At 71.0% G+C, this 18,487-nt stretch carries 18 protein-coding genes; 9 read left to right on the forward strand and 9 right to left on the reverse strand.

Annotated features, from left to right (window positions below):
* Positions 1–12: 12 nt before the first annotated feature.
* The 5 genes from ABZ027_RS11035 to ABZ027_RS11055 are packed head-to-tail and all read right to left on the reverse strand — an operon-like array spanning position 13 to position 4,597.
* Positions 13–1,161: a thiolase family protein gene (locus tag ABZ027_RS11035; RefSeq protein WP_356766671.1), complete on the reverse strand. Its 1,149-nt coding sequence runs from the start codon at positions 1,159–1,161 to the stop codon at positions 13–15.
* Complete coding sequence (locus ABZ027_RS11040; RefSeq protein WP_356766673.1) at positions 1,158–1,625, reverse strand: OB-fold domain-containing protein; 468 nt, start codon at positions 1,623–1,625, stop codon at positions 1,158–1,160. The genes ABZ027_RS11035 and ABZ027_RS11040 overlap by 4 nt, the downstream gene beginning before the upstream one ends.
* On the reverse strand, positions 1,612–2,538 hold the full coding sequence (locus ABZ027_RS11045) for an SDR family oxidoreductase (protein ID WP_356766675.1): 927 nt from the start codon (positions 2,536–2,538) through the stop codon (positions 1,612–1,614). The genes ABZ027_RS11040 and ABZ027_RS11045 overlap by 14 nt, the downstream gene beginning before the upstream one ends.
* Positions 2,539–2,561: 23 nt before the next feature.
* On the reverse strand, positions 2,562–3,272 hold the full coding sequence (locus tag ABZ027_RS11050; protein WP_356766677.1) for a hypothetical protein: 711 nt from the start codon (positions 3,270–3,272) through the stop codon (positions 2,562–2,564).
* A complete protein-coding gene (locus ABZ027_RS11055; protein ID WP_356766678.1) occupies positions 3,272–4,597 on the reverse strand; it encodes a phenylacetate--CoA ligase family protein in 1,326 nt (441 codons plus the stop codon). Before ABZ027_RS11055 ends, ABZ027_RS11050 begins: the two co-directional genes overlap by 1 nt.
* A 184-nt stretch (positions 4,598–4,781) precedes the next feature.
* Here ABZ027_RS11055 and ABZ027_RS11060 point away from each other — a divergent pair, with 184 nt between their 5' ends.
* The 6 genes from ABZ027_RS11060 (at position 4,782) to ABZ027_RS11085 (ending at position 11,728) form a co-directional block, all read left to right on the forward strand.
* The gene (locus tag ABZ027_RS11060; protein ID WP_356766680.1) at positions 4,782–5,543 is read left to right on the forward strand and encodes an electron transfer flavoprotein subunit beta/FixA family protein; all 762 of its coding nucleotides are present in this window, start codon (positions 4,782–4,784) and stop codon (positions 5,541–5,543) included.
* 49 nt (positions 5,544–5,592) lie between these two features.
* Entirely contained in the window at positions 5,593–6,555 is a 963-nt protein-coding gene (locus ABZ027_RS11065) for an electron transfer flavoprotein subunit alpha/FixB family protein (RefSeq protein ID WP_356766682.1), read from the forward strand.
* Between the two features lie 120 nt (positions 6,556–6,675).
* Positions 6,676–7,755: an amidohydrolase family protein gene (locus ABZ027_RS11070; RefSeq protein ID WP_356766684.1), complete on the forward strand. Its 1,080-nt coding sequence runs from the start codon at positions 6,676–6,678 to the stop codon at positions 7,753–7,755.
* Positions 7,756–7,778: 23 nt separating this feature from the next.
* On the forward strand, positions 7,779–10,205 hold the full coding sequence (locus ABZ027_RS11075) for a GNAT family N-acetyltransferase (RefSeq protein WP_356766686.1): 2,427 nt from the start codon (positions 7,779–7,781) through the stop codon (positions 10,203–10,205).
* The gene (locus ABZ027_RS11080) at positions 10,202–11,176 is read left to right on the forward strand and encodes an LLM class flavin-dependent oxidoreductase (protein ID WP_356766688.1); all 975 of its coding nucleotides are present in this window, start codon (positions 10,202–10,204) and stop codon (positions 11,174–11,176) included. Before ABZ027_RS11075 ends, ABZ027_RS11080 begins: the two co-directional genes overlap by 4 nt.
* 30 nt (positions 11,177–11,206) lie before the next feature.
* Complete coding sequence (locus ABZ027_RS11085; protein ID WP_356766690.1) at positions 11,207–11,728, forward strand: PaaI family thioesterase; 522 nt, start codon at positions 11,207–11,209, stop codon at positions 11,726–11,728.
* Here ABZ027_RS11085 and ABZ027_RS11090 read toward each other — a convergent pair.
* Positions 11,722–12,873: an acyl-CoA dehydrogenase family protein gene (locus ABZ027_RS11090; protein ID WP_356766692.1), complete on the reverse strand. Its 1,152-nt coding sequence runs from the start codon at positions 12,871–12,873 to the stop codon at positions 11,722–11,724. The genes ABZ027_RS11085 and ABZ027_RS11090 overlap by 7 nt on opposite strands.
* Before the next feature lie 159 nt (positions 12,874–13,032).
* On the opposite strand from ABZ027_RS11090, the gene ABZ027_RS11095 reads away from it, so the two are divergent.
* Both ABZ027_RS11095 and ABZ027_RS11100 read left to right on the forward strand, forming a co-directional pair.
* Positions 13,033–13,830: a phytanoyl-CoA dioxygenase family protein gene (locus tag ABZ027_RS11095; RefSeq protein ID WP_356766694.1), complete on the forward strand. Its 798-nt coding sequence runs from the start codon at positions 13,033–13,035 to the stop codon at positions 13,828–13,830.
* The gene (locus ABZ027_RS11100) at positions 13,815–14,690 is read left to right on the forward strand and encodes an AraC family transcriptional regulator (protein ID WP_356766696.1); all 876 of its coding nucleotides are present in this window, start codon (positions 13,815–13,817) and stop codon (positions 14,688–14,690) included. The genes ABZ027_RS11095 and ABZ027_RS11100 overlap by 16 nt, the downstream gene beginning before the upstream one ends.
* 24 nt (positions 14,691–14,714) lie before the next feature.
* Here ABZ027_RS11100 and ABZ027_RS11105 read toward each other — a convergent pair whose 3' ends face one another.
* The 3 genes from ABZ027_RS11105 to ABZ027_RS11115 all read right to left on the reverse strand — a co-directional run bounded on the left by ABZ027_RS11105 (position 14,715) and on the right by ABZ027_RS11115 (position 17,743).
* On the reverse strand, positions 14,715–15,482 hold the full coding sequence (locus ABZ027_RS11105) for a transposase (RefSeq protein WP_356766698.1): 768 nt from the start codon (positions 15,480–15,482) through the stop codon (positions 14,715–14,717).
* 64 nt (positions 15,483–15,546) lie between these two features.
* Positions 15,547–16,482, reverse strand: a complete 936-nt coding sequence (locus ABZ027_RS11110) for an aminoglycoside phosphotransferase family protein (protein ID WP_356766700.1) — start codon at positions 16,480–16,482, stop codon at positions 15,547–15,549.
* Between the two features lie 91 nt (positions 16,483–16,573).
* The gene (locus ABZ027_RS11115) at positions 16,574–17,743 is read right to left on the reverse strand and encodes an acyltransferase (RefSeq protein ID WP_356766702.1); all 1,170 of its coding nucleotides are present in this window, start codon (positions 17,741–17,743) and stop codon (positions 16,574–16,576) included.
* 309 nt (positions 17,744–18,052) lie between these two features.
* Between ABZ027_RS11115 and ABZ027_RS11120 the strand changes: the two genes are divergently transcribed.
* Positions 18,053–18,427, forward strand: a complete 375-nt coding sequence (locus ABZ027_RS11120) for a hypothetical protein (RefSeq protein ID WP_356766704.1) — start codon at positions 18,053–18,055, stop codon at positions 18,425–18,427.
* Positions 18,428–18,487: the final 60 nt, after the last annotated feature.

The raw sequence follows: 18,487 nt of genomic DNA on the forward strand, positions 1-18,487 counted from the left end.
GTCCCTGTGGTCTCAGGTCGACAAGATCGTCACCGCGGACGCGCCGGGCGCGCCGTACAGGTGGGTGTAGCCGACGCGGGGTGTGCCGGGGATCTGCCGGGTCCCGGCGGTGCCGCGCAGTTGGAGGACGATCTCGTGGATCTGCCTCAGACCGGACGCGCCGATGGGTTCCCCGTTACCGAGCAGGCCGCCGTCGGTGTTGACCGGGAGCGGGCCGCCGATCTCGGTGGCGCCCTCGGCGATCAGGCGCTCCTGTTCGCCGTCCTTGCAGAGGCCGTTCTCGGCCATGTGGATGACCTCCGACCCGGCGTCGGTGTCCTGGAGTTGGGCGACGTCGACGTCCTCCGGGCCGATGCCCGCCCGCTCGTACGCCTCCCGCGACGCGTCCACCGTCGGGCTCTCGACCAGTTCCCCGACGGGGAACGACGGGCTCTGCACCTCGAAGGCGCCGAGCCTGCGGCTGCGCAGGGCGGTGGAGCGGACCCGTACGGGCTTCCCGGTGTACTTGTGGGCCTGGTCGGCGCGGCACAGGACGAGGGCGGCGGCGCCTTCGTTCGGGCCGCAGTACATGAACTGGCGCAGGGGGTAGTTGAGGACCGGGGAGGACAGTACTTCCTCCGGTGTGAGGGGGGTGCGGCGCCAGGCCTTCTCGTTGCCGGCCGCGTTGCGGAAGTTCTTCGACGCCACGCGGGCCAGCGTCTCGTGGGAGATGCCGTGGTCGTGCATATAGCGGTTGATCTTCATGCCGAAGAAGTGGGTGGTGAGGAACAGTCCGGTCTGTCCGTACCAGGACGGGATGCCGGCCACGGACGGATCGGCGGCGAACGCACCCCGCGGGTGCTTGTCCATGCCGATCGCGACGGTCAGGTCGTGCTCGCCGCTCTCGATGGCGCGGGCGGCCAGCGCGAGGGCCGTACCGGCGGTGGCGCAGCCGTTGAACACACCGCGCAGCGGGATCCCGGTCAGACCGAGCCGGCCGACGATCGCGTCCGGGTTGGCGACCTCGTAGCTGCCGATGTAGCCGCCCTGGACCTGCGGCCATGTCACTCCGGCGTCCGCGAGGGCCAGCCGGACCGCGTCCGCGCCCATGTCCAGCGCGGGTTTGCCGGGGAAGCGGCCGAACGGGTGGAGTCCCACCCCGATGATGACGGCCTCGGTCATGATGCCTCCTCCTCGGCCGAGAGCTCCGGGGCGAACGCGAACGTCATGACCTCGGTGCCGTCGTCCTGCACGGTGTAGGGCACGAGGGTCAGCCGCATGGGCTGTCCGATGCGCAGCTTCTGTGGGTCGGGTTCGGTGAGCCGGGCCTCGACCAGCAGCTCACCGGGGAGTTCGATGTAGCCGACCGCGTAGGGCTCGAAGGTCTCGGGTCCGTCGTAGGGCGGGGACGGTGGGCGGAAGTCCTGGGTGGTGTACGTCCACAGCGTGCCGCGATCGGCGAGGAGCCGTTCCTTTGACTGCCCGCTCGCGCATCGCACGCAGACCGGGGCGGCGGGGAAGCTCACCAGACCGCAGTCCGCGCACTCGGAGCCGATGAGCCGGAGCGGCTCGGACGTGCTGGGCGGCCAGGTGAACAGGCCCTGCGCGACGGGCTTTTGAGTGGTGGTCACCTCAGTGCTGGTCATCTCGGACTCCGTTCCGGTTGCCGAGGGCGTCGGCGTTCGGCGCGGCCTTGGCCACCAGGTTCGGGACGACCGAGGACAGTTCGTCCGGGGTCCACCGGGAATCCGCGCTCGCGCCGGGTCCGTTGACCCAGCCCTCCAGGACGGTGATCCGGTTACCCATGACCCCGAAGACCCGGCCGGTGACCTCGCGCGAGGCAGCGGAGCCCAGCCACACCACGAGCGGCGAGATGGCCTCGGGTGTGAGGTCCTGGGCCTTCGCCGCCCGCTTCATCATCTCGATGTCCTCGGTCAGCCGGGTGAGCGCGGTGGGAGCGATGGCGTTCACCGTCACGCCGTAACGCGCCAGTTCGGCGGCGGCGATGAGGGTGAGGCTCGCGATGCCTGCCTTGGCGGAGCCGTAGTTGGACTGGCCGGGGTTGCCGAAGATGCCGGACGGCGAGGTCGTGTTGATCACCCGGGCGTCGTTGGCGTGCCCGGACTTGGCGCGCTCGCGCCAGTAAGCGGCCGCGTGGTGCAGGGTGGCGAAGCCACCCTTGAGGTGGACGGCGAGGACGCTGTCCCAGTCCTGTTCGGTCATCGACACGATCATCCGGTCACGCAGGATGCCCGCGTTGTTGACCAGGACATCCAGGCCGCCGTAGGTGTCCACGGCCTGCCGGACGAGTTGGCCGGCGCCGTCCCAGGTGGAGATGTCGTCCGTATTGGCCACGGCCACGCCGCCGGCCGCGACGATCTCGTCCACCACGGCCTGGGCGGGCCCGGCTGAGGCGCCCGCCCCGTCGCGCGTACCGCCGAGGTCGTTGACCACGACCTTCGCCCCGTGCGCGGCGAACGCCAGGGCATGGGCCCGGCCGATCCCGTTGCCGGCGCCCGTGACGACCACGACCCGGCCGTCGACGACTGCTTCGGACATCCTCAACTCCTCTGTCGAGATGATCAGTTGGCCTCGGCGAGCAGGACCCGTGGGTCCTCGCTGCCGCAGGCGCATCGGCCGGTGATGACATGGCCAGCGACACCGAGCGGTGTCTCGGTCAGCGGCGAGCCGCGTCCTTCGCCCGCCGCCACGGTCAGCTGTCCGTCCCGTTCGCCGACCCGCCATTCGGCGGCGTTGACATGCGCTCCGCAGCGCTCGGGGCACTCCAGCGCGAGGGCAGGACCCACGGCCGAGAACACGCCGGCGGGCACGCCCACCGCGCGCAGCGGCGGGACGGCCGCGGGCCGGGCCAGCACGAGGGGCGTCGCGCGGAACATCTCGCCGATGTCGGTGCTGCCGGCGAGTCCCTCCAGGGTCTGCGCCGACAGGCCGATGACGGCGTGCGGGGCGAGTTCGCGGTGGAAGACCGAGGTGCGGCGGTGGTCCCAGCCCATCGCCTCGGCGATGCCGTACGTCACCTTCAGCGCACGCAGGGCGCCGATCACGGCGTGACACCAGAAGCCCTCGAAGCCGGAGGTGGTCAGCAGCGCCCGCTGCCCGGCGCCGAGGCCGTGCTCCCGCAGTCGTGCGGTGGCCCAGTCGGTGTCGCGGGCGAGTTCCGCCCAGGTCAGTTCCATGTCCTGGGTGCCGTCGGCGGTGGGGAAGCGCACCAGGTAGGCGAGTTCGGGCCGGTCGAGGCTCCGGGCCCGGGCGAGGGTGTCGGCGCGGGCCATCAGCTCTTCACCACCCGGGGGAACTTCGCGACGCTGGTCATGGTCTTCAACAGGTCCTCCTCGGTGCGCATGTCGAGCACCGGTTTCACACCGGTCCGCTCGCGCACGGCCTCGCCGAGCCGCCCGGCCAGGGCGTCGACGTCGTCGGTGAGATGGGGGTCGTAGCCGACCCGCAGCAGCAGTTCGTCGACCTCGCGGCCGTCCCGGACGATCTGGAAGACCCCGGCCACCGTCTCGGGCTGGTCCTCCACGGCCTGCCAGATGTCCCGCAGGACCACCGAACGGCCGTGGACCAGTGTCTCGTCGCCGCGCCGCCCGGCCACCCACATCCGGGCGTGGGTACGGCCGCAGCCGCAGCGGTCCCCCGACAGCCGGACCAGGTCCTCGCTGCGGTAGCGGATCAGCGGTGCGGCCCGGTTGTCCAGGTCGGTGGCGACCAGTTCGCCGAGGTCGCTGCCCGGCACGTCGCGCCAGCCGCCGTCTTCGTCGACGTCGACGCACTCGGCGAACACGGTGTCCTCCCACAGGTGGAAGCCGTCGTGCTCGCGGCACTCCCAGGCGGTACCGGTGTCGGCGGCGCTGGTGTACTCGTAGACGTCGATGCCCCAGTCGTCGCGGATCCGCTCGCGCATCTTCCGGCTGAGGGGCTGACCGGCGCAGGAGGCGCCCTTGAGCGAGGAGAAGGCCTCCCTCAGGTCCACCTTCTCGGCCAGGTGTTCCAGCTCCACCATCTGCGGATACATCATCTGCAGGTAGGCCGGCCGGTAGGTGCGCAGGGCCTCGACCACCTCGTGCATCTTCCCCAGCCAGGTGTCCACCTCGATGACCACGGCGCCGAGCGCCTGGTAGCCGGGGTCCATGAGGTTGCGGAAGGTGCCGGGCGGGCTGAGCACCCGGTCTCCCGGCCTGAGTCCGAGCTCCCACAGGTCACGCACCTGCGCGGTCACCAGGGGCGGCGCGTCCTGCCAGATCTCGGCGAAGAACTCCGGGTCGCCGGTGGTGCCGGAACTGGAGGAGACCGAGGTCAGCTCTTCGACCGGGACGCAGAGCAGACCGCCGAACGGGTCGCCGGTGCGGGCCCGGTAGGAGCGGAACATGTCCTTGGTGATGAAGGGGATCCGGGCGCGGAAGTCCTCCAGACAACGGATGTCGCGCGGGTGTACGCCGTGCTCGTCCCAGAGTTCCCGGTAGAAGGCGGAGTTGGCGTAGGCGTACTCCACCAGCTCCAGGACGCGCTCCTCCTGGAGCGCCCGCAGTCGCTCGCGGGGCATGGTCTCCACCTGTGGCTCGAAGTACCTGTCACCGGTGTGCCTGTCACCCACCATGGCGCCTCCTCGCGGCTCAGTGCCCAGATCTTCCAGCTATCAGCGCAATCAGTCAACCAATTCGACGGATTCAGGAGTCCGGGCTCGACAGACTCGCGCTAGGTCGACAGATATAGTTAACTATTAGCACTCATTAGACCTTCGGGAGTGTTCAGGAGCGTGCGCTGTGAAGATCGTTGTCTGCGTGAAACATGTGCCCGACGCCACTGCGGACCGCACCTTCACCGAGGACGGCACCACCGACCGGGACTCGGTCGACTCGCTGCTGTCCGAACTCGACGAGTACGCCGTCGAGCAGGCCCTGCGGATCGCCGAGTCGGGTGTCGACGCCGAGATCAGTTACCTCACGATCGGCCCCGACGATGCCCGGGACGCGCTGCGCAAGGCGCTGGCCATGGGCGGCGACTCGGCGATCCATGTGAGCGACGAGGACATCGAGGGCAGCGACGCCTTCGGCACGTCCCTCGTCCTGGCCAGGGCGATCGAGCGGCACGGCTTCGACCTCGTCCTGTGCGGGATGGCCTCGACGGACGGCACCATGGGCGTCGTCCCGGCGATGCTGGCGGAGCGGCTCGGCGTCCCGGCCGTCACCCACCTGGAGGACCTGGCGATCGAGGACCGCACGGTGACCGGCCGCCGCGAGGGCGACGGCGCGACCGTACGGATCCAGGGCGCCCTGCCCGCCGTCGTCTCGGTGACGGACCGCTCCGGGGACGCCCGCTACCCCTCCTTCAAGGGGATCATGGCCGCGAAGAAGAAGCCTCTGGAGACCCTCGACCTCGCCGATCTCGGCATCGACGCCACCGAGGTCGGTCCGGCCGGCGCCCGGTCGGCCGTGGACGCCGCGACCAGGCGCCCGGCGCGCACCAAGGGAGAGATCGTCACCGACGACGGTACGGGCGGCGCCGGGCTGGCCGCGTTCCTCACCACCAAGAAGTTCATCTGACCCCTGGCCCCCGCGGCCCAGCGGGCCCTGGCGAAAGGAGTGCATCACCGTGGCCGAGATCCTCGTCCTGGTCGACCACACGGACGGCGCAGTACGCAAGCCGACCCTCGAACTGCTCACCCTGGCACGCCGGTTGGGCGAACCCTCGGCCGTCTTCCTGGGGCCGGGCGCCGACGCCGCCACCGAGACCCTCGGCCGGTACGGTGCGCACCGGATCCATGTCGTGGACGCCCCCGAGGTCGACGAGTACCTCGTCACTCCGGCCGTCGACGCCCTCACGCAGATCGCCGAACGCACCGGACCGGCGGCGATCCTGCTGCCGTCCGGTCCAGAGGGCAAGGAGATCGCCGCCCGGGTCGCCCTGCGGCTGGGGTCCGGTCTCATCACCGACGCGGTGGACGTGTTCGCCGGGTCGGACGGCCCGGTCACCGAGCAGTCGGCGTTCGCGGCCACCTACCAGGTCACCGCACACGTCACCCGGGGCGCGCCGGTCATCACGGTCAAGCCGAACGCCGTCGCGCCCGAGCCGGCCCCGGTCACCCCCGCCGTCGAGAAGCAGGACATCACTTTCGGCCCGGCGGCCACCGCCGTACGGGTGCTGTCCCGCACCCCGCGCGAGCGGGGGGACCGTCCCGAGCTGACCGAGGCCGACATCGTGGTCTCCGGCGGCCGGGGCGTGGGCGGGGCCGAGAACTTCGCCGTCGTCGAGCGGGTCGCCGACCTCCTGGGCGCGGCCGTCGGGGCCTCCCGGGCCGCCGTGGACGCCGGCTGGTACCCGCACAGTCACCAGGTCGGCCAGACCGGCACACAGGTCTCCCCGCAGCTCTACCTGGCCGCGGGCATCTCCGGCGCGATCCAGCACCGGGCCGGCATGCAGACGTCCAAGACCATCGTCGCCGTCAACAAGGACCCCGACGCCCCGATCTTCGAGCTCGCCGATCACGGCGTGGTGGGGGACCTCTTCGAGGTGCTGCCGCGCTTGGCGGACGAGATCGAGCGACGCCGGGGCTGATCCGGCGCTCCGCGGCCGCTTCGCGCCCGGAGCCAGTCTCTCATCGGTCCGGCCTTCCATTCGACCGCCCATACACCTAAAATCGCTAACTGATTGCATCCATTGACCCGAAGGGGCGTCATGACGAAGATCTGGGTCAACTCCGGGGACTCCCATGTGATGGAACCCGCCGACGTGTGGACCGAGAGGCTGTCCGCACGGCTCGGGGCGCGGGCGCCGCGCAGTGAGCGCGGCGAGAAGTACGAGATGCTCTACATCGACGGTGAACGCATCGACCGTCAGCTCGGCGACTTCATGGATGCCATGCGTCCGCCGGGCGCCTGGGACCTGAAGGTCCGGCTCAAGGACCTCGACCAGGAGGGCGTGTGGGGCCAACTGGCCTTCCCCTCCATGGGTTTCTGGCTCGTCTCGATCACCGACCGGGAACTGGCCCGGGAGACCGTCCGGGCCTGGAACGACTGGGCGTACGACGAGATCCTCCGCAAGAACAAGCGCGTCATCACGACCGCGTGTGTCTCGACGGCCGACATCGACGACGCGGTCGCCGAGGTCGAGCGGGTCGCCGAACTGGGCTTCCAGGCGGTCTTCCTGCCGTGCTCGACCCGGCCGGGCGAGGAGTACGCCCTCGACCGCTGGGAGCCGCTGTGGACCGCGGTCGAGCGAGCCGGCCTGGTGCTCGGCTTCCACATCGGCACGGGCGGCGAGAACGTCGTCTTCCGCGGACCCGGCGGTGCGGTCGTCAACTACATGGAGACCACCTATCCGGGCATGCGGGTGGTGTCCCACCTGGTCGCGGGCGGCGCGCTGGACCGCCATCCCGACCTGCGGATCCTCATCGCGGAAGGTGGCGCGGGCTGGGTGCCGGCCATCGGCGACCGGATGGACGAGGCCTACCGCCAGCACGGCATGTTCGTGCGGCCCAAGCTGAGCCGGCTGCCCAGCGAGATCATCAGGCAGCAGGTGTACGCGTCCTTCCAGCACGACAAGAGCTCGGTGGAGATCGTCGAGTCGACGGGCTACCGCAACGTGATGTGGGGCGACGACTACCCCCACCTGGAGGGCACGTACGGCCACACCCAGTCCACCCTGCACGACCTGTTCGACGGCGTGTCCGAGGACATTCGCGAGCGGGTCACCCGGGGCACCTTCAACGAGCTCTTCCGCCTGCCGGAGCAGACTCCCCAGGAGGCCGCCGTCTGACCGGCGTCGGCGACGGAACACCGGTGACCACTCCCCCCTCCCCCGCGTACCCCGACGACCTGGAACGGCCCGGGCTGGTCAGGACCGGGCGGTCCACCTTCCTCAGGCCCGTCCGGCCCGAGGACGCCGACCGTCTGGTCGCCTTCGTCGGCAGCCTGTCCCGGGCCACCCTGGCCTACCGCTCGCTCGGCCCGGTGGTCCGCGCCCGCGACGACGTCATCCGGCGCGGCGCGCACGTCGACTACCTCAACGAGCTGGCGCTCGTCGCTCTGGCCGGCGACGAGATCGCCGGCCTGGTCCGCTACGTCCGCGACCCCGAGGAACCCGAGCACGCCGAGGTCACCTTCACCATCCGGGACGACCACCAGAGCGAGGGGTTCGGCAGGCTCCTGCTGGAGCACATCGCCGCCGCCGCCCGCGCCCGGGGCATCCGGGTACTGGAAGCCGACGTCCTCGCCGACAACACCCGGATGATCAACGTGTTCCTCGGCTCCGGCTACCGCGTCGAGGCCGGGCCGCCCGGGCAGATCATCCACTTCGAGATCGCCATCGACCCGCAGACCCTGGCCGTCGCCCGGGCCGAGCGTCGCGAACACACGGCCGTACGGCGTTCCCTGCGGCCGCTGCTCGAACCCCGGTCGGTGGCGGTGATCGGCGCCAACCGCGACCCGCTGACGATCGGCCACGAGCTCGTGGCCAACCTGCTGCGGGGCGGCTTCGAAGGCAGCGTGTTCCCGGTCAACCCGCGCGCCGAGCAGATCGCCGGGGCGCGGGCGTATCCCCGCGTCGGTGCCCTGCCCGAGGCGCCGGACCTGGCGCTGGTCGCCGTACGGGCCGAAGCCGTGCCCGAGGTCGTGCGGGAGTGTGCGGACGCGGGGGTCAAGGCGGTGGTCGTCGTGTCGACGGGCTTCGGGGAGAGAGGAGCGGAGGGGCGGGCGACGGAGCTGGAACTGGCCCGTTTCGCCCGTGCCTCCGGGATGCGGCTGGTGGGCCCGAACTGCATGGGCGTGGTCAACACGACGCCCGCCGCGCGGCTTGCCGCGACCTTCTCGCCCGCCCTGCCGACGCCCGGCCGGGTGGCGATGTCCAGCCAGTCCGGGCCGCTGGGACTCGCGGTGCTCGACTTCGCCCGGCGGCTGCGGCTCGGCTTCTCGGGGTTCGTGTCGGTGGGGCACGCCGTGGACGTGTCCACCAACGATCTGCTCCAGTGGTGGGAGGAGGACCCGGCGACCTCGGTGATCCTGCTGCACGTCGAGACCTTCGGCAATCCGCGCCGGTTCGCGCGCGTCGCCCGCCGTATCGCACCGCGCAAGCCGATCGTCGCGGTCCATCCGGGCCTCGCGGACTCGGCGGTGAGTTCGCTGTTCGCCCAGTCCGGGGTGATCCGCACCCGTAGCCTCCAGGAACTGTTCGACGTCGCTCTGCTGCTCGCCCACCAACCTCCCCCGCCGGGCGACCGGGTCGCCGTGATCACCAACGCGGGCGGGCCGGCGGCGCTGACGGTCGGGGCGTGCGCGGCGAGCGGGTTGCGCGTACCCGCACTCGGCGACCGCACCCAGCGACAGCTGCGGTCGGCGCTCGGACCCCACTGCGAGGTCGCCAACCCGGTCGACCTGACCCCCAAGGCCACCGCCGCGCACTACCGGCAGGCGCTGGACGCGGTCCTGGCCGACGACGGCGTCGACGCGGCGATCGTACTGTTCATGCCGCCGCTGGCGGACAAGCCCGACGAGGTGGCGTCGGCGATCCTGGACGCGGCCGCGGCCCGGCCCGACAAGACGGTGGTGGCCAGTTTCCTGGGCGGCGCCGGCGTCGCCGATCTCCTGCACCGGGGCGACCTGGTGGTCCCGACGTACACGTTCCCGGAGGCGGCGGCCGCCTCACTCGGACACGCGGCGGCCTACCAGGCCTGGCGCGGTACTCCGGCGGGCGTCGTACCGGATCTCCCGGATGTCGACACCGAGCGCGCCCGGTCGCTGGTCGCCGCGTGCGACCCCGGCCCGGTCCCGGCAGCGGTGGCCGCCGAGTTGCTGGCCGCGTACGGCATCGCCGTACGCGACGCCCGTCCGGGTCCGGGTCCGGACGGGTTCCTCACCGTCGGCGCCGATCCGGTCTTCGGTCCGGTGGTCTCCTTCGGTCTCACCGGGGACTACGCCGATTTGATGGCGGACGTCGCTCACCGCGTCACCCCGCTCAGCGACCGCGACGCCCGGGAGATGGTCCGCTCGTTGCGGGCCGCCCCGCTGCTGGACGGCCGGGTGGGCGGTCCGGGGGTGGATCTGGCGGCCCTTGAGGAGACCGTCCTGCGGATCTCGGCGATGGTGGAGGACCTCCCGGAGATCGAGGCGCTGGAACTGCGCCCGGTACGACTGCTGCGGCCCGGGGACGGAGTGGCCGTCGCACGCGCGACGATCCGACTCGCGGCCAACCCGACAGGAGGCCTCTCGTGAAGGTCGGCATCTACTTCGATCTGCGCAACCCGCCGCCGTGGCAGCGGAGTTGGTCGCGGGTGTACGGGTTCGCCCTGGAGATGTGCGAGGAGGCGGACCGGCTCGGCATCGACTCGGTGTGGTTCTCCGAACACCACGGCTTCGAGGACGGGTACCTCCCGCAGCCGCTCACCATGGCGGCCGCGGCCGCCGCCCGCACCCACCGGGTGCGCCTGGGCACCGCCGTCATCCCGGCACCCCTGCACGCGGCCCCCGAGATCGCCGAACAGGCCGCCGTCGTCGACATCATCAGCGACGGCCGCCTGGACCTGGGGCTCGGCACCGGCTACCGGGTGCCCGAGTACCGGCTGTACGGGGCCGACCTCGCCAAGCGCTACACCACGACCGACCAACGCGTCCGGGAGATCCGCGGCCTGTGGGCCGAGGCCCGGGTCACGCCCGGCCCGGTACAGGATCCGCTGCCGATCTGGCTCGGCTACCAGGGTCCCCAGGGCGCCCGGCGGGCCGGCCGGCTCGGCGCGGGACTGCTGTCGCTCAACCCGGCGCTGCTGACGCCGTACCGGGAGGGACTCGCCGAGAGCGGGTACGACGGGTCGGCGGCCCGGATGCAGGGCTCGTTCACCACGTTCGTGACCGAGGACCCCGACGGCGACTGGCCGGTGGTGCGCGAGCACCTCGCCTACCAATGGGACAGCTACCGCCGGTACATGGTGGAGGGGACCGACCAGCCCGCTCCCCGCCCCATCGACCCCGAGAAGTGGCGGGAGACGGGGCTGCGCGCGAGTGGCGTGGGCCAGTTCCTGTACGGCACCCCACAGGACACCGCCGATGCCATCAGGGCGTACGTGGCAGGGTTGCCCGTGGAGGGCGTGTTCCTGTGGGCCTCGCTGGCCGGGATGCCCGAGGAGATGGTGGCCCGCCAGGTCCAGCTCATCGCCGGGAAACTGCGCCCGCTGCTGGCCGATGTCTGACAAGAGCCGCCTGACAAGAGGAGTCACACCATGTCCGCGACGACACCTACGGGGCCCTGGGCCGGCTCGGACTTCCAGGAGCCGCCGCGCACCCCTGGCGGGGTGGCCCTGTGCGGGGCGTGCCGCGCCGCCGGCTCCTGTCGGCTGGGGGTGGAGCACGAGCGGCTCGACGAGGACGGGGCGGCACGGTTCGAGCTGTCCTGCCCGCGCGATCAGGAGGGCGGGCCCGATGTCGCGCACGGGGGCTGGACCGCGGCCGTCCTCGACGACTGCCTCGGCCATCTGCCGCTGCTGCACCGGGTGTTGAGCGTCACCGCGGAACTGAGCGTGAGTTTCGTGAAGCCGGTGCCAGTGGGGCGGCCGCTGGAGGTCCGGGCGTGGGTGGAGAAGCGGGAGGGCAGGCGCTGGTACATCGCGGGCGAGATGGTGCTGCTGCCGACCCGGGCCGTGCTGGCCCGGGCCTCCGGGATCTGGGTGACCCGGGACCGGGGCCATTTCGACCGGCACAACGAGTGGCTGGCCCAGCAGGACACGGGCGGCGGGGCTCAGTAGGACCTGAGCCCCATGCTGCGGGCGATGCCGTTGCGCTGGATCTGACTGGTCCCTCCGGAGATGGTGGCGACGATGGACTCCCGGTAGCGGAAACTCATCACACTCTCCGTGGAGAAGCCGTGGCCCGCGCAGACCTGCATCCCGAGCCTGGCCGCCGCCACATAGGTCTCCGAGCCCTTCAGTTTCGCCATCGAGCCCTCCCGTGTGCACGGTCTGCCCTGGGCGAGCAGCCAGGCCGCGCGGTACGCGAGCAGCCGGGCCGAGTCGATCTCGGTCTGCAGATCGGCCATGGCGTGGGCCAGTGCCTGGAAGTTGCCGATCGGCCGGCCGAAGGCGTGCCGGGTGCGGGCGTACTCCAGCATCTCGTCGAGGGTGGCCTGGGCGGCGCCGAGATAACCGCCGGTGATGATCACCTTCTCCAGTTCGATGTTGGAGAGCATGACTTTCCAGCCCTCGTCGCGCGGGCCGACGAGGTTCTCCTTGGCCACCAGGGCGTCATGGAAGAAGACCTCGTTGGTGCCCAGGATGTGCCGGGCGAGCGTGGGCGTCCGGCGTACTTCGACACCCTGGGTCGCCGGGTCGACGAGCAGCAGGCTGATGCCGCCGTGCTTGGGCTCGCGGGGGCCGGTGCGTACGTAGGTCGCGATGGTCGTGTCCGGCAGACCGCCACCGGTGCACCACGCCTTCTGCCCGCGGACGAGGAAGTGGTCCCCGTGGTCCTCGGCCGTGGTGCGCAGGGCCGCGGCGTCCGACCCGCTGTCCGGTTCGCTCAGGCCGACGGCCAGCCGGTGACGCCCCGTCATCACCTGCTCGCGGATGAAGTCGCGCTGCGCCTCGCTGCCCCAGCGGAACACGGTGATCCCGGGGATGAGTACGCCGATGTAGCACATGGCGACGTCGAAGCTGGCGCGCCCGAGTTCCTCGGCGATCAGGATCAGCTCCAGCGGCCCCCCGCCGTCCCCGCCCTCGTCCTCGCTGAACGGCAGCGAGAACCACCCCAGGTCGGCCATGCCCCGGAACAGTTCGGGCGGTACGACGCCCTCCTCGTCCCACAGTTTGGCCTTCTCGGCCGGGCACACGTCGGCCACGAACTCCCGTGCCGTCGCCCGCAACAGGTCCTGCTCGTCGGTCAGCCCGAAGTCCACGGCCACTCCTCGACACCACTAGGATATTCATCTAGCTAATTAGGCTATGTTAGCGGATAGGTGGGAGAGCGGAAGGGGGAAGGAGCTCGATGAACACCCGACAAAGGCGGTGCGGCGGATGTCGGGTGCTCGGGGCCGGTGTCGTCGCACGATGGGGGCATGGATGACACCACCTTGGTATCCCGTTTCCTCCGCGACGGCTTCGTGAAGCTGGAGGGCGCCGTCGCGCCGCGCGTGGCCGCGGACTGCGCGCGGCTGCTGTGGCGGGAGACGGGCTGCGCCCCGGACGACCCGTCGACGTGGACGCGGCCCGTGCACTGGGTTGCCGGCATGGCGCAAGGGCCGTTCGCCGCCGCACCCAACTCCCCGTCGCTGCATCACGCGTACGACCTGCTCGTCGGCGCCGGGCGCTGGGAGCCGCGTTACTCGCTGGGCACGTTCCCGCTGCGCTTCCCGCACGAGGAGGAACCGGACGACGCGGGCTGGCACGTCGAAGGCAGCTATCTGCCCGAGGGCGAGAGCTGGTACTTCACCAATCTGCGTTCCCAGGGCCGGGCGCTGCTGATGCTGTTCCTGTTCAGCGAGGTCGGTACGGACGACGCCCCGACCCGGATCCGGGTCGGCTCACACCTCGACGTGCCGAAGGTGCTGGAGAAGTACGGGGAGGACGGGGCGAGCGGACTGACCCTCGCCGCCGATCTGGTGGCGGCGTCCGACCACCGGCCACTCGCCCTCGCCACCGGGTCGCCGGGCGACGTCTTCCTGTGCCATCCGTTCCTGGTGCACGCGGCGCAACCGCACCATGGGGTACGGCCGCGCTTCATGGCCCAGCCGCCGCTGATGCCGGCCACGCCCTACGAACTGGAGCGGGCCGACGGCGCGTACTCACCCGTGGAGATCGCGATCCGCCGGGGTCTGGGGAAAGAGGGAGGAGGCCGGGCATGCTGGAGCGGCTGAACCAGGCCATGGAGCACATCGAGGACCATCTCGACCAGGCCGTCGAGATGGAGGAGCTGGCACGCCTCGCGGGCACCTCGGAGTACCACCTGCGCCGGATGTTCTCCGCGCTCGCGGGCATGCCGCTGTCGGAGTACGTCCGGCGCCGCAGGCTCACCCTCGCGGGCGCCGAAGTACTCGCGGGGCGTGGGACGCTGCTGGAGATCGCGGTGCGCTACGGCTACGGCTCCGGCGAGGCGTTCGCGCGGGCGTTCCGCGCCATGCACGGCATCGGACCGGGCGAGGCCCGGCGCACCGGAGCCGCCCTCAACTCCCAGTCGCGGATGGCCTTCCGCCTCACCGTCGAAGGAAGCAGCACCATGCGGTACCGCGTCGTGGACAGGGCGGACTTCACCGTCGTCGGGCTCAAGGCCCGGGTACCGCTCGTGCATGCGGGGCCGAACCAGGCGATCATGAGTTTTGTCCGGGGGATCGACCCGCGGACCCTGGAGCAGCTGGAGAAGCTGTCGGACCAGGAGCCGCACGGCGTCGTCGCGGTCTGCGACGACCTGGACCCCAGCCGCGCCGAGGGCACCGAACTCGACTACATACACGGCGTGATCACCTCCGCGGCCGCTCCGGAGGGCACGACCACGTTGGCCGTCCCGGCCGGCACCTGGGCGGTGTTCACCGTCTCCGGCGCGGTACCGCGGGCCATCCAGGAGCTGTGGCGGGACGTGTTCACCGAGTGGTTCCCGTCGAACCCGTACCGCACCCGCACCGGCCCCGAGATCCTGCGCATCCGTCTGTCGCCGGAGCAGACCGAGGCCGACGCCGAACTGTGGCTCCCGGTGGAGCCCGAGCACGGCCGGAACGGCTAGAGGTTGTCCCGTATGGGGTGTGAGTTATCCAGTGAGGGCTAGGTTGTGGAGTCGGGCGATGCCGAGCATGGCTTGGTGCACTCCGTCGCCCTTGAGTCGGCAGTCCCGCAAAATCTTCCAGTTCTTCAGCCGCGACAGGGCGTGTTCCACCCGTGCTCGGGCCCGGCGATGGACGGCGTTCTCTGCCTCCTGCGATGGGCTGAGGTGGCTCTGGCCTCGTCGTTTGCGGTGCGGGATGAGGAGGCCAGTGCCTTGGTATCCGCCGTCGGCGATGGTGGGGGCTCCGCGGCAGGCGCGGTCGATGCCGGACTCCGTGAAGGCCCGGCAGTCGTTGCGGCTGCCGGGAAGCGGGAGGCCGATGGCCACGACCAGGCGGCTGTTGGCGTCGATAACGACCTGCAGGTTGGTCGAGTACCGGTAGTTCTTGCTGGAGGCGGCGATGCTGCGGTCGCGGGTGGGCACCAGGGTGCCGTCGACGATGTAGACGGTGTCCTTGCGCGGCCGTCGGGCCGGCGAGATCGCCAGCAGCGGTGCGAGATGGTCCAAGATGCGGTCAGCCGCGGACTTTGAGATTCCGAACAGCGGCGCCACCTGCCGCAACGTGAGATTCGTGCGCCAGTACGTCGCCACCAGCAACACCCGATCCTCGAGCGACAGCCGCCAAGGCCGGCCACGCTGAACGTCGCCACCTCGGCGCCGTACCAGTGCCACCAGCCTCGCGAACTGCCCCTCGGTCAGACCCGCAAACGGCTCGATCCACTTCGGATCATCTGCAGAGATCACCCCACCCATGCCCGACCAACGCCCCAGCCGCACCACTGGTTACGGGACAACCTCTAGCGGCTAGCTGTATCGATCACCAGGGCCCGCGATCGAGGAGGGCGGCGCACCAGCGGAAGTGGCCGTCGCTGCCGTCGGGGCTGAACAGGTCGGAGGTGGTGAGGGCGTAGACCGTCTGGTAGAGCGCCAGGGTGTCCGGGTCGTGGTGCAGCTCGGTGGCGAAGAGTCGGGTGAGGGCAGTGGTGCGCTCCTCGGCGTGCGGTCCGTACATGTCCCAGATGGCGGCGGTGACGGCGGCCTCGAAGGCGGGGTCGCCCGCGGTGGTGAAGAAACCGAAGTCGAGGAGGGCGACGGGGTGGCCCCGGTCGTCGACATGCAGGTTGGGCGGCACGAGATCGCCGTGGATGACGGTGACGGCGGTGTCGGGCAGCGCTCTCAGTGACTGAACGGCTCGTGCGACCTTCGCGGGAAGGTCGGTGACATGGGCGTCGAGCACGTTGCCGCGACGGCGTACGGCGCGTTCGACGAGGCCGGCGAGGGCGTCGGGGAAGCGTGTGTGGCCCGCCCAGAGTGGGCGGTCGTCGCCTTGGACGGTGAGCTGTCGCATGGCCTTGGTGCCCGGGACGGTGGCCAGTGCGCTCAGGACGGTGAGGAGAGCGTCGGTCTCCTCACCGGGCACGTCGGGTTCTTCGGGTCGGGCCGGTGAGTCCTGGGCGAAGGGTGATCCCGGCAGCTCACGTTCGTAGGTGACGAGGACGCCCTCGTGTTCCTCGACCTCGACGATGTCCGGTGTGGCGAAGGGCAAGGGGTGGCGAGCGATGTCCGCGTACACCTGGCGGGTCAGGGTGAGGTCGGCCGGTGGTCTGCCGCTCCACACTTTGGCGACCATGCCCTCGTCGAGCCGGTAGACGGCGCCCTCGACCCCGGCCGCCAAGGGTCGGGCCGCGTGATGTCCGCGGTGCGCGAAGTGACGGAGCCAGTCCGCGCTGTGCTGTTGCCTGTAGTCGACCACGGGGGAAGTACAGTTGCCCGCGCCGTGTCTGTCACATGAATTTGCCTCGACGCCACGTGCGAGAGACCTTGGCCCGCCTCACGATGCTTGGTCACAGGGCTGGTGGACGCGCCGGGGCGGCGACCGGCTCCAGCGGTCGTCGTACGCGGGAGCGGTCACGTCGGGACAAGGGCCGTTCGACGAGGACGTACGAGGCGAGAGCCGCAGCGACCGTCGCCGCCAACCCGGCGGGAAGCAACCGGCCGCCCTGCACGCCGAGGTCGGACAGCAACCTGATGACGGGGTAGTGCCACAGGTACATCCCATAGCTGAGGTTGCGCCCCACCCACACCGCCGCGGACACGGACAGCAACCGGGAGGGCCACGCCCCCGGGCACAGCTCCAGCGCGGCCACCACCACGGCCGACAGAACCGCGGCGGCCAGGAACCCGACCGTGAACCACACGGGGTTCCAGCCGCTCGCCTCGGTGATCGGGACCTGCCAGGCGATCAGCCCCAGCAGCGCGAGCGCGGGCCAGCACAACCGTCCCACCCAGCGACGCAACAGCGCCAGTCGGGGGTCGTCGGCCCGCAGTCGGGCCAAGGCGACGGCCAGCAGCGCTCCCACGAGGAGCTGGTCGGCGCGGGTGTCGGGGCCGTTGTAGATGCGGTGCGCCGCCGTGGGGTCCCACAGCACCGCCCGCCAGAGCAAGGGCAGGACGCACAGGGCCGCCACCCAGCCCAGCACGGTCCGCGCCGTCGCGTTCCGCAGCAGCACCAGCAGCACGAGCGGCCAGGCCAGATAGAACTGTTCCTCCACTCCCAGCGACCAGGTGTGGCTGAGCGGCGCCGTGAGGTCCGAGTAGGGTCCGGGCTCCCCGGCCCGTACGAGATTGACCACCGAGGCCGCGGCCAGCGCCGCCGCCGCCCACGCCCCGTCGAACAGCGGCAGCGGGAGCGCCACCGAGAGCAGGGCGGTGACCGCGCACATCACCAGCATGGCCGGCCCCAGCCGCAGCCAGCGCCGCCGGTAGAACGACCGCAGGTCGACGCTGCCGGTACGGGCGTACTCGGCGAGCAGCAGCCGGGTGATGACGAACCCGCTGATCGTGAAGAAGACGTCCACGGCCACCGACCCTCCGGGCACGGCGTCCGGCTCCAGGTGATAGACGATCACCAGCACCACGGCGACGGTCCGCAATCCGTCGAGCCCCGCCACCCGCCCGCCGCGCAGCGCCGACGAAAAGCCACGTCCGCCGCTTCTGCGCCGTGGCGTCGGCATGGGGACGAAGGGGGGCACCACTCGCCCGCCCAGGCTCTGCTCCGCGGGCTTGTCTACCGTGCTCCGGTGGGGGGTGCTCATAAGGGCGGCGTCTGCCCGGGCACTGTAGAGGGCACACAAATTCTCAGGTTCCCCACAGGTTCAGCACCGCTTTCCGGCCGCCGGGCGCCGCGACCTCGATGGTGGACATCCACGGCGGACCAGGAACAGCCACGACATGCTCGAAATTTATCGATAAGGGATAATTGACCTGTTCTGGCGACGCGTGATCGTGCGTCCCCCACTGACCATGAACAGGCAGGTCGGACCATGCCCAAGAAATCCCCTTCGTCCGAGCCACCGCACGGAAAGGGCCCCAGCCGTCATCAGGGGACCGGCCAGCACGGCTGGTCGCCCGACGTGGACGAGAAACGGCAACAGGACAACCCGAGCGCCCGCCGCTCCTTCCGTGCGGAGGAGGCCGGCGAGAAGGGTCCGGGCCGGCAGGAGTCCGCGGAGGAGAAGAAGTCCGTTCCCGGCGACACGGTCGACAGTCGCAGTGCGCGCGGCGAGGAGTACGGCGACGCGGACGAGAAGGGGAAGCGGGACACCGGACGCAGGGGCCGTTCCCGGCGGCCCAGCGGCACCCGGGACGCCTCCGCCAAGTCCGGCGTGGACCCGCAGGACCCGCCGTCCGAGCGCTGACCATGACCAGGTCAGGGCCCCTCCGGCGGATCGTGCCGGGCGGGCCCTGACGGCTGTTCG

The sequence above is a fragment of the Streptomyces sp. NPDC006332 genome (genome assembly GCF_040612855.1).
In the GTDB taxonomy this organism is placed as follows: Bacteria; Actinomycetota; Actinomycetes; order Streptomycetales; family Streptomycetaceae; genus Streptomyces.